General features: G+C 59.8%; 12 protein-coding genes. 3 read left to right on the top strand and 9 right to left on the bottom strand.

Translation table 11 applies throughout. The annotated features are described in order from the left end of the window. Positions 1-53: 53 nt before the first annotated feature. Positions 54-1,361 (bottom strand): 23S rRNA (uracil(1939)-C(5))-methyltransferase RlmD, encoded by a 1,308-nt coding sequence (gene rlmD / locus DW58_RS15165; RefSeq protein ID WP_024548236.1) that lies wholly within the window; start codon positions 1,359-1,361, stop codon positions 54-56. Positions 1,362-1,416: 55 nt separating this feature from the next. Here rlmD and barA point away from each other — a divergent pair, with 55 nt between their 5' ends. Continuing rightward, complete coding sequence (gene barA, locus DW58_RS15160) at positions 1,417-4,185, top strand: two-component sensor histidine kinase BarA (protein ID WP_029593062.1); 2,769 nt, start codon at positions 1,417-1,419, stop codon at positions 4,183-4,185. Positions 4,186-4,272: 87 nt separating this feature from the next. Here barA and DW58_RS15155 read toward each other — a convergent pair whose 3' ends face one another. The 8 genes from DW58_RS15155 to syd form a co-directional block, all read right to left on the bottom strand. Next, positions 4,273-5,418, bottom strand: coding sequence for a glycerate kinase (locus tag DW58_RS15155; RefSeq protein WP_024550673.1), 1,146 nt, complete (start codon positions 5,416-5,418; stop codon positions 4,273-4,275). Between the two features lie 140 nt (positions 5,419-5,558). Beyond that, positions 5,559-6,899, bottom strand: coding sequence for a glucarate dehydratase (gudD, locus tag DW58_RS15150; RefSeq protein WP_035884909.1), 1,341 nt, complete (start codon positions 6,897-6,899; stop codon positions 5,559-5,561). 29 nt (positions 6,900-6,928) lie between these two features. Next, positions 6,929-8,266, bottom strand: coding sequence for an enolase C-terminal domain-like protein (locus DW58_RS15145; protein ID WP_024550675.1), 1,338 nt, complete (start codon positions 8,264-8,266; stop codon positions 6,929-6,931). After that, a complete protein-coding gene (locus tag DW58_RS15140) occupies positions 8,263-9,624 on the bottom strand; it encodes an MFS transporter (protein WP_024550676.1) in 1,362 nt (453 codons plus the stop codon). Before DW58_RS15140 ends, DW58_RS15145 begins: the two co-directional genes overlap by 4 nt. A gap of 376 nt (positions 9,625-10,000) precedes the next feature. Continuing rightward, complete coding sequence (locus DW58_RS15135) at positions 10,001-10,450, bottom strand: flavodoxin (protein ID WP_024550677.1); 450 nt, start codon at positions 10,448-10,450, stop codon at positions 10,001-10,003. A 13-nt stretch (positions 10,451-10,463) separates the two neighbouring features. Beyond that, a complete protein-coding gene (gene truC / locus DW58_RS15130) occupies positions 10,464-11,246 on the bottom strand; it encodes a tRNA pseudouridine(65) synthase TruC (protein WP_035884911.1) in 783 nt (260 codons plus the stop codon). A 2-nt stretch (positions 11,247-11,248) separates the two neighbouring features. Further along, positions 11,249-11,578 (bottom strand): YqcC family protein, encoded by a 330-nt coding sequence (locus DW58_RS15125; protein ID WP_024550679.1) that lies wholly within the window; start codon positions 11,576-11,578, stop codon positions 11,249-11,251. Between the two features lie 646 nt (positions 11,579-12,224). Continuing rightward, on the bottom strand, positions 12,225-12,770 hold the full coding sequence (gene syd / locus DW58_RS15120) for a SecY-interacting protein (protein WP_024550680.1): 546 nt from the start codon (positions 12,768-12,770) through the stop codon (positions 12,225-12,227). Between the two features lie 69 nt (positions 12,771-12,839). Between syd and queF the strand changes: the two genes are divergently transcribed. Next, positions 12,840-13,685 carry an NADPH-dependent 7-cyano-7-deazaguanine reductase QueF gene (queF, locus tag DW58_RS15115; protein WP_024550681.1) on the top strand — a complete coding sequence of 282 codons (846 nt, stop codon included), beginning with the start codon at positions 12,840-12,842 and terminating at the stop codon, positions 13,683-13,685. A 111-nt stretch (positions 13,686-13,796) separates the two neighbouring features. After that, positions 13,797-15,161, top strand: coding sequence for a nucleotide 5'-monophosphate nucleosidase PpnN (gene ppnN / locus DW58_RS15110; RefSeq protein WP_024550682.1), 1,365 nt, complete (start codon positions 13,797-13,799; stop codon positions 15,159-15,161). Positions 15,162-15,540: the final 379 nt, after the last annotated feature.

Below are 15,540 nucleotides of genomic sequence, written 5' to 3'. Positions count from 1 at the left end.
AGACGGGATCGCATACCCGTCCCTTTACTGCTCTTAACCGTGCGCCGGACGGCTTATCCGCCCGGTGCTTTTTCTATCAGGGCCATCGATTCAAGATGCCCAGTGTGTGGGAACATGTCCAGCATCGCCAGCCGCGTAATCTGGTACCCGCCGGCGCGCAACGCCTCGCTGTCGCGAGCAAGCGTAGCGGGATTGCAGGAGACGTACACCACTTTTTCCGGCGCGAGTCGCAGGATGTGCTGCATTACTCCCGGCGCACCCGCGCGGGCGGGATCGAGCAGCACTTTATTGAAGCCCGCTTTCGCCCAGGGCTGCCGCGTGACGTCCTCTTCCAGATTCTCATGCCAGAAGGTGACGTTGCTTAGCCCGTTGAGCGCGGCGTTTTCGCGCGCCTTCTCCACCAGCGTAGCCACCCCTTCCACGCCTACCACCTCTGCAGCGCGGGCTGCCAGCGGCAGGGTGAAGTTACCCATCCCGCAGAACAGATCCAGCACCCGATCGGTGGCATCAACCGCCAGCCACTCAATGGCCCGCGCCACCATCTGCTGGTTCACCGCATCGTTGACCTGAATAAAGTCACGCGGACTGAAGGATAAGCGTAGCCCGTCTGATTCATACCAGGGAGCATCGCCAGTAACCTGCGCTATTTTGTCGCTTTCCGGCGCCAGAAACAGGGAAAGCTGTTCGGAATGCGAAAAGCGTTCCAGTTTTTCGCGATCTGCCTGGCTTAACGGTGCCAGATGGCGCAAGACCAGCAGCGGGCCGTTCTCCGCCAGCACCAGTTCGACATGCCCCAGCCGCCGTACCGCCTGTAGCTCACTGAGGCAGCCGCGCAGCCCCGGAAGCAGTGCTTCAAGACGGGGCGCCAGAACGGGGCAGTGATGCACATCCACCAGATCGTTCGATCCCGCTTTGCGAAAACCCATTTGTAAAGTTTGCGTGCGTGGCGCAAAATTTAACCCCACGCGCGCGCGGCGACGATAACCCCATGTTGGGCCTGAAATTATTTCGTCAACCGGCTGTTTCATCATGCGTGCCAGCGCCTGGGATTTGCTGCGTTGCTGCAACGCTTCGCTGACGTGCTGTTGCTGGCAGCCGCCGCACACGCCAAAATGCGGGCACCGTGGCGCGACACGCTCCGGGCTCTGGCTGAGACGGCGTTTTACCCGGGCGTGAGCAAACTGGCGCTTGTCATCGGTGATGACGACCTCTGCCGTCTCCTGCGGCAGCAGCCCCGGAATAAACAGCGTTTTACCCTGATGGCGCGCGACGCCCTGCCCAAAGGGATCAAGGTCGTCCACGGTGACGGTAATAATGTCGCGCGTGGTGTTGCGACGTTTTGCTGAGTAAAATTGCGCCATTGCGTTAATGTCTTTAATAACCTGAATGTTGCTGATTGTCCCATAATGGAACCCCATGACCAACTACAGCCTTCGGGCACGCATGATGATTTTAATACTCGCCCCCACCGTGCTGATTGGGTTGATGCTGAGTATTTTCTTTGTGGTGCACCGCTATAACGACCTGCAGCAGCAGCTCGAGGAAGCTGGCGCCAGCATTATCGAACCGCTGGCGGTATCCAGCGAATACGGGATGAACCTGCAAAATCGCGAGTCCATCCGCCAGTTGATAAGCGTGTTGCACCGCCGTCATTCCGATATCGTGCGGGCGATCTCGGTCTATGACAGCCAGAATAACCTTTTTGTTACCTCTAATTTTCACCTCGACCCCGCCGAGCTGCGTCTCTCCGAGGGTAAACCCATCCCGGCCCAGCTCACCGTGACCCGCGCGGGGGACAGGCTTATCCTGCACACCCCGATCATCTCCGAGCGCTATTCGCCGGATGAGTCGGCGATCACCGATGCAAAAATTGATAACAACATGCTGGGTTACGTGGCGCTGGAACTGGATCTCAAATCGGTGCGGCTCCAGCAGTACAAGGAGATTTTCACCTCTTCGCTGATGATGCTGTTCTGCATCGCGGTGGCGCTGGGCTTTGCCTGGCGTCTGATGCGCGATGTCATCGGGCCTATCCGCAATATGGTAAGCACCGTGGATCGGATCCGTCGCGGCCAGCTCGACAGCCGCGTGGAGGGCTTTGTGCTCGGCGAGCTGGATATGCTGAAAAACGGCATCAACTCCATGGCGATGTCGCTTGCCGCTTACCATGAAGAGATGCAGCACAATATTGACCAGTCGACCTCCGATCTGCGCGAAACCCTGGAGCAGATGGAGATCCAGAACGTTGAGCTGGACCTGGCGAAGAAAAAAGCTCAGGAGGCGGCGCGCATCAAATCGGAGTTCCTCGCCAATATGTCCCACGAGCTGCGAACGCCGCTCAACGGGGTAATTGGTTTTACGCGCCTGATGTTAAAAACCGATCTGACGCCTACCCAGCGTGACTACCTGCTGACCATCGAGCGCTCCGCCAACAATCTGTTGGCCATCATCAACGATGTGCTTGATTTCTCGAAGCTGGAAGCGGGCAAGCTGATCCTCGAAAGTATCCCGTTCCCGCTGCGCAGCACGCTGGATGAAGTGGTGACGCTGCTGGCGCACTCGGCGCATGACAAGGGGCTGGAGCTGACGCTCAATATCCGTCGTGACGTGCCGGATAACGTCATTGGCGATCCGCTGCGTTTACAGCAGATCATCACCAATCTGGTGGGGAACGCCATTAAGTTTACCGAAAGCGGCAATGTGGATGTGCTGGTCGAGCAGCGCTCCATCAGCAACAACAAGGTGCAGTTGGAGGTGCAGATCCGCGATACCGGCATCGGCATTCCCGAGCGCGACCAGTCGCGGCTGTTCCAGGCGTTCCGCCAGGCGGACGCCAGCATCTCGCGCCGCCACGGCGGTACCGGTCTGGGGCTGGTTATCACCCAAAAACTGGTGAATGAGATGGGCGGCGACGTGTCGTTCCACAGCCAGCCGAATCGTGGGTCGACCTTCTGGTTCCAGGTGAATCTCGATCTCAATCCAAACGTCGTCACCGATGGCCATGCCAAAGACTGCCTTGCCGGAAAACGCATTGGCTATATCGAATCGAACCCGGCGGCGGCGCAGAGCGCGCTGGACATGCTGGCCGAGACGCCGCTTACCGTGACCTACAGCCCAACCTTCTCCGGCCTGCCCGCGGAGCATTACGACATTCTGCTGATGGCGGTGGCGGTGACCCAGCGCGAAGAGATGGCACTGCAAAAAGAGCGCTTCCGGAAAGCGGCGGCGATGACCGACTGCCTGCTGCTGGCGCTGCCCAGCCACATGCAGATCAATGCCGAAGATCTGAAACAGGGCGGTGCCGCGGGCTGTCTGCTGAAGCCAGTCACCTCCACGCGCCTGATGCCGCTGCTGCTGGATTTCTGCCGTAAACGTGATGCGCTGCCGCATCTGGATGACGAAAAACTCCGGCTACCGATGACCGCAATGGCGGTGGACGATAACCCGGCCAACCTGAAGCTTATCGGCGCACTGCTTGAGGACCACGTTGAGAGCGTGGTGCTGTGCGACAGCGGCCCGCAGGCGCTGGAGCGTGCGCGTCACCAGGCGTTTGATCTGATCCTGATGGATATTCAGATGCCGGGTATGGACGGCATTCGTGCCTGCGAGCTTATCCGTAAGCTGCCGCATCATCTCCACACGCCAATGATTGCCGTGACCGCGCATGCGATGGCCGGGCAAAAAGAGAAGCTGCTCAACGCCGGGATGAATGACTATCTGGCGAAGCCCATTGAGGAAGACAAACTGCGCACCCTGCTGCTGCGCTATCAGCCCGGCAACCTGATCGCCGCGCCCGCGGCTGCCCCGCGCACGCCAGAACCGGTTGAAGAGAGTGAGGACTGCAGCTTCGACTGGGCGCTGGCCCTGCGTCAGTCGGCCAACAAGCCGGCGCTGGCGCGCGACATGCTGGGCATGCTGGTGAATTTCCTGCCGGAAGTGCGCGAGCGCATCCAGGATCAGCTGGAGGGCAAGGCGACCGAGCCGCTGGTGGATATCATTCACAAGCTGCACGGCAGCTGCGGCTACAGCGGCGTACCGCGCCTCAAGCAGATCTGCCTGCTGCTTGAAACGCAGCTGCGCGCCGGGGTGGCGCCGGACGATCTGGAGCCAGAGCTGCTGGAACTGCTTGATGAGATGGAGAACGTGACCCGCGAGGCGCAGGCCATTCTCGAGAGCGATAAGTAATCCCTCACGCCCCTCTCCCGCAAGGGAGAGGGGCTTCCAGCGCGCACTTCTGCCGCATCCTGCCCCTTCCCTTAGACGAAAGCCGCGTTACGCGTTCAGCTGACTGCCCACCTTCAGCGTGGCGGCAATATTGCGCGCCGTAAGGCGGATGTTGGCTGTCGCGCCGTTCATCGCCTCCTCCAGGGTGCAAATCCTGTACAGCACGCTGAACACCGCATCGATGCCGTGGTGATGTACCACGCCAACATCCCTGGTCAGACTGCCGGCGATACCGATTACCGGCAGCCCGTAGCGCTTCGCCACCCGCGCTACGCCCACCGGCACCTTGCCGTGAATGGTCTGGCTGTCGATGCGCCCTTCGCCGGTGATCACCAGCGAGGCATCGGCTACCAGCGCCTCAAGATTTAGCGCCTCGGTGACAATCTCGCAGCCCGGCCGCAGCACGCCGCCGCAGAAGGCCCACAGCGCGGCCCCCATGCCGCCCGCCGCGCCGCCACCGGCAAGCGTCGAGACCGACTTGTTCAGATCGCGGAAGATAAGCGTCGCGAAATGCGCCAGCACGCGATCCAGCTCCTGCACCATCTCCGGCGTGGCCCCTTTCTGCGGGCCAAACACCGCGGAGGCACCGTCCGGCCCGGTAAGCGGGTTGGTGACGTCACAGGCGACCTCCAGCCGGCAGGCGGCGAGGCGCGGGTCGATTCCGCTGGCATCTATACGTGCCAGTTCCGCCAGCGCTGCACCGCCCTGTGGGAGCGAGACGCCGCGCCGGTCAAGCAGTCTGACGCCCAGCGCCTGGAGCATTCCCGCGCCGCCGTCGTTGGTGGCGCTGCCGCCAATGCCGATAATGATGTGCTCGACGCCGTAATCCAGCGCATGACGGATCAGCTCGCCGGTGCCCCAGGAGGTGGTGATACGCGGGTTACGGCTGGCGGGGGGCACACGCTCAAGACCGCTGGCAGCCGCCATCTCAATAATGGCCCGCTTGCCGTCTCCGGATAGCCCATAGAACGCCGCGACCGGTTCACCCAGCGGGCCGCGCACCGTCACGTTGATGATACGCCCGCCGCTGGCGGCAACCATCGCCTCTACCGTCCCTTCGCCCCCGTCGGCGACCGGTAGGCAGACGTACTCTGCGGTGGGAAAGATCTCACGAAACCCGTCCTCAATGGCGCGGGCGACGTCCAGGGCGCTCAGGCTCTCTTTCCAGGAGTCAGGCGCGATGACGATTTTCATATGCCGTCCTTATGCGTGTAAAAGACGAGATAGTGCGCCTGCCCGCGAACACCTGGCGTAACAGGAAGCGGGATCGCCCCTGTTTTAGGAATCTGCCGCGACGCACTATCAGAAAAAAGGCGCCCGCAGGCGCCTGTTCCTCACCGCACCATGCACGGGCGCTTGTTATCGAAGGTCCAGTCGGGGATCAGATACTGCATCGATAGCGCATCGTCGCGCGCGCCCAGGCCATGCTGCTGATACAGCTCGTGCGCTTTCATCACCCGATCCATATCCAGCTCGACGCCCAGCCCCGGCGTGGAAGGCACCTGCACCATGCCGCCCTTGATTTCAAACGGCTGCGTGGTCAGACGCTGGTTACCCTCCTGCCAGATCCAGTGGGTATCGATCGCGGTGATGTTGCCTGGCGCGGCGGCCGCCACATGGGTGAACATCGCCAGCGAAATATCGAAGTGGTTATTGGAGTGAGAACCCCAGGTGAGGCCAAAATCATGGCACATCTGCGCGACGCGCACCGAACCCTGCATGGTCCAGAAGTGCGGGTCAGCCAGCGGAATGTCCACCGACTGCAGCGAGAGGGTATGCCCCATCTGACGCCAGTCAGTGGCCACCATGTTGGTGGCGGTGGGCAGGCCGGTGGCGCGGCGGAACTCCGCCATCACCTCACGCCCGGAGTAGCCCTGCTCGGCGCCGCACGGATCTTCCGCATAGGCCAGCACGCCGCGCAGCTGTTTACCCAGCGCGATGGCCTCATTGAGCGACCAGGCACCGTTCGGATCGAGCGTAACCCGCGCCTCGGGAAAGCGCTTCGCCAGCGCCGTGACCGCTTCGGCCTCCTCCGCCCCGGCAAGCACGCCCCCCTTGAGCTTGAAGTCGTTAAAGCCGTACTTCTCATACGCCGCCTCCGCCAGGCGCACCACGGCGTCCGGGGTCATCGCTTCTTCATGCCGGATGCGATACCAGTCGCAGCGTTCGTCGGGCTGGCTCTGGTACGGCAGCGGCGTGCGGGTGCGGTCGCCGACGAAGAACAGATAGCCGAGCATTTCCACTTCGCTGCGCTGCTGCCCGTCGCCAAGCAGCGAGGCCACGTTCACGCCCAGATGCTGGCCCAGCAGATCGAGCATCGCCGCCTCGATCCCGGTGACCACATGGATGGTGGTACGCAGATCGAAGGTTTGCAGGCCGCGGCCACCGGCGTCGCGATCGGCAAAGGTATTACGCACCGCGCTCAGCACGTTTTTGTATTCGCCGAGGGTTTTGCCCACCACCAGCGCCGCCGCATCCTCCAGGGTGCGACGGATCTTTTCCCCGCCCGGGATCTCACCCACGCCGGTATGGCCAGCATTGTCTTTGACAATCACGATGTTGCGGGTGAAGAACGGCGCGTGCGCGCCGCTGAGGTTCATCAGCATACTGTCGTGCCCGGCCACCGGAATAACCTGCATGCTGACAACGACGGGAGTGCCCTGATATGTACTCATTGTGCGTTTTCCTTATTCACAGCGAAAAATTAGCGACCGAACGCCGGACGTTTGCGATCGAATGTCCAGCCGGGGACCAGGTACTGCATCGGCCCGGCGTCGTTGCGCGAGCCGCCCGGAAGCTGTTGGTACGCGGCGTGGGCGCGCTCAATCTGCTGCCAGTCCAGCTCCACGCCCAGCCCTGGCGCATCCGGCACGCGGATGGTGCCGTTGGTAATCTGCAGCGGTTCACGGGTCAGACGCGCGTCGCCCTCCTGCCAGATCCAGTGGGTATCAATGGCGGTGGGGTTGCCCGGTGCCGCTGCGCCGACATGGGTAAACATGGCCAGTGAGATATCGAAATGGTTGTTTGAGTGGCAGCCCCAGGTCAGGCCCCAGTCGTCGCAGAGCTGCGCGACGCGCACCGCCCCGGAGAGCGTCCAGAAGTGCGGGTCGGCGAGCGGGATATCGACGGCGTTAAGCATCACGGCGTGCCCCATCTCGCGCCAGTTGGTGGCAATCATGTTAGTGGCGACCGGCAGCCCGGTGGCGCGGCGAAACTCCGCCATCACCTCACGCCCGGAGTAGCCCTGCTCCGCGCCGCAGGGGTCTTCGGCGTAGGTCAGCACATCACCGAGCCCTTTACACAGCGCAATCGCCTCATCCAGCAGCCAGGCGCCGTTGGGATCCACGGTGATGCGCGCATCCGGGAAGCGCTTTTTCAGGGCGCGGGCGGTGTCGATCTCCTGCTCGCCCGGTAGCACCCCGCCCTTGAGCTTGAAGTCCTTAAAACCGTAGCGATCCTGCGCCGCTTCTGCCAGGCGTACCACCGCCTCTGAAGTGAGCGCTTCCTGATGACGCAGCTGATACCACGGGTGATCGCCCTGGCTCTTCTCCAGATAGGGCAGGTCGGTTCGGGTGCGATCCCCCAGATAAAAGAGATAGCCCAGCACCGTCACCGCATCGCGCTGTTTGCCCGGCCCGAGCAGTTCGCACACTGGCACGTTCAGCGCTTTGCCCAGCAGATCGAGCAGCGCCGCTTCCAGCGCGGCGACGGCGTTAACCCGCAGTTCAAAGGTCCAGGCCCCTTTCCCGAAGGTGTCGAAGTCCGCCGACTGGTTGCCTTTGTGCACCTGCTGCACCACGCGGTTCAGGCGGGCCACCTCCTGGCCGACGACCTGCGGAATGGCGTCCACCAGCGTCTGGTAAATCACCTCTCCGCCCGGTGCTTCCCCTACGCCGGTATTCCCGGCATTGTCGGTCAGCACCACGATATTGCGGGTGAACCAGGCGCTGTGTGCGCCCCCGATGTTGAGCAGCATGCTGTCCTGCCCGGCTACGGGGATCACTTTCATCGCCGTGACCCGCGGGCTTGATTGCGTATTCATTCCCGACCTCCGCTTGCCACCGGCTTCAGCACAATGCGTTTGATATCGCCCACCAGCACCAGATAGCTCAGTACCGCTATCAGGGCATGGACGCCAACGTACACCAGCGCGCCGTTGAACGACCCGGAAACCCCGACGATGTAGCCGATAACAATCGGCGTAACGATGCCGGAGACGTTACCAAACATATTGAACAGCCCGCCGCTCAGACCGCTTATCTCTTTCGGCGCGGTATCCGCCATCACCGCCCAGCCCAGCGCGCCGATGCCTTTCCCGAAGAATGCCGCCGCCATAAAGCCCACCACCATCCATTCGGCGTCCACGTAGTTACAGAACACCATGACGGTAGAGAGCAGCATCCCCAGTACGATAGGCGTTTTACGGGCGATGTTCAGCGAGCCGGTGCGGCGCATCAGCCAGTCGGAAATCACCCCGCCGAGCACCCCGCCGACGAAACCGCAGATCGCGGGTATTGAGGCGATAAACCCGGCTTTAAGAATCGACATGCCGCGCGCCTGCACCAGATAGACCGGGAACCAAGTGATAAAGAAGTAGGTCAGGGCATTGATACAGTACTGGCCGATATACACGCCGATCATCATGCGGGAACCCAGCAGCTGTTTGATCTGCCCCCACTTCTCGCGCATCGGCACCTGCACTTTGGCGCTTTTCTGATCCATGTTGATCAGCGCCCCGCCCTGCTCGATGTACTCCAGCTCCTTTTTGTTCACGCCGGGGTGATTGTTGGGTTCGTGGATCATTTTCAACCACAGGAAGCTGATGATGATGCCGAGGCCGCCCATAAAGAAGAACACGTAATGCCAGCCGACTTCATGTGTCAGCCAGCCCATGATCGGGGCGAAAATGACCGTGGCGAAGTACTGGGCCGAGTTGAAAATAGCCACCGCTGTGCCGCGCTCCTGCGCCGGGAACCAGGCCGCCACAATGCGACTGTTACCGGGGAACGATGGCGCTTCCGCCAGGCCGACCAGGAAGCGCAGGGTAAAGAGCGCGACGATGATGCCAAACCCGCTGAAGATATCCACGAAGCCCTGCAACAGGGTGAACAGTGACCAAATGAAGATCGACCAGAAATAGACGCGCTTTGAACCAAAGCGGTCGAGCAGCCAACCGCCGGGGATCTGGCCAATCACGTAGGCCCATGAGAAGGCGGAGAAGACGTAGCCCATGCCTACCGGATCGAGGCCGATATCCCGGGCCATTTCCGACCCGGCGATGGAGAGAGTGGCGCGGTCGCCGTAGTTAAACGAGGTGACGATAAACAGCATCACCACTATCCAATAGCGGGCGTTGGTGCGCTTCTGCGCCACGTCCGCCGTCTGGCTTACTGTATTCATTGTTGCACTCCTGAATCATAGCTGTTTCGCTACATCCATTCTGAACGGCACAACCTGTAGGGTAATCAGAATGAGGTATGGGCGGCGGCGCAGTTATCCCCGGCACGGGTCCGGATCTCTGCGTTTTTTGTAACCGGCTGATGAAGTATATGAAGGGGCTGACGGCCCCTCACCGTGCAGGAACACAACATTGCACCCGTGTAACGGGCGGGTTTATGGCAAAAGCCCAGGGTGATGGGGGGTGGTTCACGAAAAATGAAACAGCACGGGGATGCGGGCGGTATGGAAGTATGAAAGGCTCAGGGGTGTGACGCGCGTCGCTTGACGCGAAAGTCCTCATTCCCGCAGCGAGGCGGCGAATGAGGACGCGTGCAGCTTAGTTCAGCAGCGCAACCCAGGCTTCAACCCAGGGAATAGCCACGGTTTCAGGTTCGGGATGATCCACCGCATCAATGAACAGCGGCTCCCCCAGACGGCTGGCGCCCTGCTCCTGCAACAGCGCATCAAACTTCTTCGCCCCGCCGCAAAAATGGGTGTAGGAGCTGTCGCCCAGGCCAATCACGCCATAGCGCAGCGTTGGCTGGTGGCCAAGACGCGCGTGAATATCTTCATAAAGCGGAACGATGCTGGAGGGCAGCTCGCCCTGACCGGTGGTGGAGGTTACCACCAGGGCAATCTTCTGGCTGAATCCTTCCCAGTCAGCCAGCGTCGGGTCTTCAAACACCGTCGCCTGATGGCCGTGCTGGCTTAAAATAGCCTGCGCCTCTTCCGCTACCAGCAATGCGTTCCCGTACATGGTTCCGACAAAAATGCCTACTTCAGCCATGATTCACTCCTGATTAGTCAAACTGCGTGTCGTCATCCTGACCGCTGGCATCGGGAAACTCAACCCTTTCGATTTCAGGGAGATGTCCACGCCAGCCAAAGTGTGACAGGGCATCCATCCAGACGCGGTCCAGCCCGGCATCAATGGTCAGCGGCTGGCCGGTCACCGGATGGGTGAGCGTCAGACGGCTGGCGTGCAGCATCAGCCGGTTGCAACCAAAGTGCTCCGCGGCGGCGCGATTCTGGCGCAGATCGCCATGCTTTGAGTCGCCGATGATGGGATGACGCAGATGAGAAAGGTGGCGGCGCAGCTGGTGCTTGCGGCCGGTTTGAGGCTCAAGCTCAACCAGGCCGTAGCGCGTGGTCGGGTAGCGGCCCGTAGCCAGCGGCATCTCTACCGTTGCCAGCCCCTTGTAGTGGGTCACCGCCGGCTGCGGATCTTTATCGCCCCGGGAAAATTTGTCGGCAATCTTGTCCAGCTCTTCCACCAGCGGATAATCCAGCACGGCTTCCCCTTCCAGCCAGCCGCGCACCACGGCATGATAGCGCTTCTGAATCTGATGCTGTTCAAACTGGCGGGAGAGCAGGTGCCCCACTTCGCTCGACAGGCCCATTAACAGGACGCCGGAGGTGGGACGATCAAGGCGGTGAACGGTGAAAACGTGCTGCCCAATCTGATCGCGCACGGTTTGCATCACCACCACTTTCTCATCGCGATCCAGCCAGCTACGGTGGACCAGCCAGCCGGAGGGCTTATTAATGGCGATCAGCCACTCGTCCTGATAAAGCACTTCCAGCGTCACGCGTCGTCACCGGCGATGAGCTTATCGAGATCCAGCAGGACCACGAGCAGCGCGTCGCGTCCGGGTTGGGTGCTTTCCAGCGCCATTTCATAATACGGGGCCACCGCAAACGCGCCGGGCAGCGGGAGTCCACCGTCGAGGATGGCGTGCATGCGGGGCAGCAGAACCCACTGCAGCCACTCGTGCGGCGTCAGGGTATCCATGCAAAAAGGTTGAGTACTTTCAAAAGCGGCAGCGTCTGGCGCCGTGGGCTGCCACTGCTGGTGTTCGCGCAGTACGTCTTCAATACGCACCAGCTGTCGGCGTATACGATTGTGGTGTTCCATGATGACCTGAACGGATAAACAAAGGGCGCATAGCATAACATGCCAGCGCAGGCGGCGAAAAAGGCATAAAAAAGGGAGCACTGCTTACGCAGTGCTCCCGGTTTCGTTTCGCAGCAGTCCAGCTACATTGTTGCTCCCTGCTCGTCCTTGAAAACTTTTCCTGTGGTCTCCTGACCGACAATCCTTGTACCGCGTCCTGCGCATATCATCCTGACAATCAATGTGTGTCACCCCCCTGACACATCATCCCTGGTCATCCTGACCCACCGAACATCCTCTCGGCTCCCAATCTCCTTCCTGGAGGTGTCCCTTACGCTATCCTGCGTTATCCTCTGCTTCGTCCCGAAGCACTATCCTTGCAGCACCTTCTGGTGTATTCCTGACATGACGCGCCATCATCCTGATGTTCGCTTCATATGCACAACGTCCTGTTGGCGAGATATAGAATCGTAGATTACGGCCTGTCTTACAAGGCACCTTAAGACAAATCTGGTGTTGACGTTTCGTTTGAAAGTAGGCAGAGCGTCATTAACTCATTGTTTAGTAAAAACATTAACAAAAACGCGCGCTTCATCCTTTTCTTACAAAGCATCTATCTCTCACAGCCCGTGTAAGAGATGTCTCACAAGGATACGGGTAAACAGACCTATACCGCAGGACTCAGGCTTTCGATAAACAGCGCCAGCGAGGGCGAAAGAGGGGTGCGCTGCCGGGTGCCAAGCTTTTCATGCAGCACCTCGCCGGTCAGGTTGCACACCGATACCACTTCCATTTCATCGTCCAGCGTGGCGATAAACAGCGTGGGCGAAAGCTTAAGGCGCTTCTGGGTCACCAGGTGGCCGATGAGATTTTCCTGCATACGAATGGCGTCGTCTTCACTCCACGCCTGTAACAGGGTGAGCGGCAGATTATCGAAGCGGGCAGGCATATCGCCGGCAAACTGCGTGGTATAGAAATCATGAACCGCTGGCTGAACCACCAGCTCCAGCGCGCTTTCCACGCCGCTTAACCGCGTGTCACCCACCCAGGCCGCGGGCTGCCACTGCACCTGGCCGTCTCCGGTGGCGACAATACAGGGAGAAGGCACGCCATACAATGCCTCACTGGCGGGCAGCGTGCCGTGTGCTGCCTGAAAAGCCGCGCTGTAACGCGACGTAAAAGCCCGCAGGGCCTGCTGTACTTCACTCTCCACGCCGTTCGTCCTTATCGTCTGGTACACTATGGTGAACGAAATATTCTACCTGCTTTATCACGGTGACACATGTCCTCTTACGAAAATCATCAGGCGCTGCAAGGCCTGACGCTGGGAAAATCGACCGACTATCGCGATGTTTATGACGCCACGCTGCTTCAGGCGGTGCCGCGCAGCATGAACCGACTGCCGCTCGGGCTGCACGATGACGCCCTGCCCTTTCACGGCGGCGATATCTGGACGCTGTACGAACTGTCGTGGCTTAACGCCCGCGGGCTGCCGCAGGTGGCGGTCGGCCTGGTGGAGCTGAACGCGACCAGCGTCAATCTGGTGGAGTCGAAGAGCTTTAAGCTCTACCTCAACAGTTTTAACCAGACGCGTTTCGACTCGTGGGAGCAGGTGCGTGCCACCCTTGAGCGCGATCTCAGCGCCTGCGCCCAGGGTACGGTGACGGTGAAACTGATGCGTCTGGATGACGTCGAGGGCGCACCGCTGGCCCGTTTCGAGGGCGAGTGCATTGACGATCAGGATATCGCTATCGACAGCTACGCGTTTAACGCCGATTACCTTTCAGGCGCGGCGGGTGAGGCGATGGTTGACGAAACCCTGGTCAGCCATCTGCTGAAATCCAACTGCCTTATCACCAACCAGCCGGACTGGGGTTCGGTGCAGATCCGCTATCGCGGGCCGAAAATCGACCGTGAGAAGCTGCTGCGCTATCTGGTCTCCTTCCGCCATCACAATGAGTTCCACGAGCAGTGCGTTGAGCGCATTTTCAACGACGTTCAGCGCTTTTGCCAGCCGCAGGCGTTGAGCGTTTATGCGCGCTACACCCGTCGCGGCGGGCTGGATATCAATCCGTGGCGTAGCAACGTTCCGTTTACCCCGGCAACCGGGCGGCTGGTGCGTCAGTAAACGTCGGAAAAACAATATGCGGGAATTTCGTTCCCGCCGGTTGTTAAAGTGAAGACGCCAGGGCTATTGTAACTCCAGGGCGCGGCATACATCGCCCCATAAGGAGATAGCTTGATTACACAGATTAGCCCGCTTGGCTCTATGGATATGCTGTCGCAGCTGGAAGTCGATATGCTCAAGCGCACCGCCAGCAGCGATATCTACCAGCTCTTTCGCAACTGTTCCCTTGCGGTACTCAACTCAGGCAGCCAGACCGACAGCAGTAAAGAGCTGCTGTCGCGTTTCGAAAATTTCGACATTAACGTGCTGCGCCGCGAGCGTGGCGTTAAGCTCGAACTGATCAATCCCCCGGAAGAGGCGTTCGTTGATGGGCGTCTGATCCGCGCCCTGCAGGCGAACCTGTTTGCGGTGCTGCGCGATATTTTGTTCGTCAGCGGCCAGATAAGCAACGCCGGACGCTTTCAGCACCTCGATGTAGAAGACTCCACCCACATCACCAACCTGGTGTTTTCCATTCTGCGCAACGCGCGTGCGCTGCACGTCGGCGAAGCGCCGAGCATGGTGGTGTGCTGGGGTGGCCACTCCATCAATGAAAAAGAGTATCTCTACGCCCGCCGCGTCGGCACTCAGCTGGGCCTGCGGGAGCTGAATATCTGCACCGGCTGCGGGCCGGGAGCCATGGAAGCGCCGATGAAAGGCGCCGCGGTCGGGCACGCTCAGCAGCGCTACAAAGAGGGGCGCTTCATCGGCATGACCGAACCGTCCATCATTGCCGCCGAGCCGCCTAACCCGCTGGTGAACGAGCTGATTATCATGCCGGACATCGAAAAGCGTCTGGAAGCGTTTGTTCGCATCGCGCACGGCATCATCATCTTCCCGGGCGGGGTCGGCACCGCTGAGGAGCTGCTCTATCTGCTGGGGATTCTGATGAATCCACACAACGATAATCAGGTTCTGCCGCTTATCCTCACCGGCCCGCGTGAAAGCGCCGACTACTTCCGGGTGCTGGATGAGTTTGTCGTCAGCACGCTTGGCGAGCAGGCGCGCCGCTACTATCGCGTGATTATTGACGACGCCGCCGAAGTGGCGCGGCAGATGAAAAACGCGATGCCGCTGGTGAAAGAGAACCGCCGTGAAACCGGCGATGCCTACAGCTTTAACTGGTCAATACGCATCGCCCCGGATTTACAGGTTCCGTTTGAACCGACCCACGCCAACATGGCTAACCTGAATCTCTACCCGGATCGTCCGGCTGAACAGCTGGCAGCCGACCTGCGCCGCGCCTTCTCGGGTATCGTGGCCGGGAACGTGAAAGAGGTTGGTATTAAAGCCATCGAAACCTACGGACCCTATAAGATTCACGGCGATCGCCAGATGATGCTGCGCATGGACGATCTGCTCCAGGGCTTTGTGGCGCAACATCGCATGAAACTCCCCGGCACGGCCTATATCCCCTGCTACGAAATCTGCACCTGATATTCCTCTGCGGACAGCCTGCGCTGTCCGCCCTTATCCATATCTAATACTTATCAATAATGGCCTGTACGGCTGCGTCCCTGCTCATATTTATTCAGAAAGTTGAGTTTAATCCGACTCAATATGCTGCTTAATCTCATGAAAACAGATAAATATCTGAATCTGGTCAGGGCTGCATTTATTGCATACGCCATTGGTGGTAGCCTTCACGCCCATATAATGTCGTGGAAAACCGATCTGTTGGGGGAATGATCCAGGAATAGCTACCTAATAAGTAGATTATTGCAATTGAGATCGCGATCACTGATAGATTGATAACTTATATGTATCTTTCCGCCCGCAAACAGTTCCGGCTAAAAATTATAAAGAAAGCGTCTTA

Source organism: Siccibacter turicensis LMG 23730 (genome assembly GCF_000463155.2).
Taxonomy (GTDB): Bacteria; Pseudomonadota; Gammaproteobacteria; order Enterobacterales; family Enterobacteriaceae; genus Siccibacter; species Siccibacter turicensis.
This window is presented reverse-complemented; position numbering and strand designations above follow the sequence as displayed.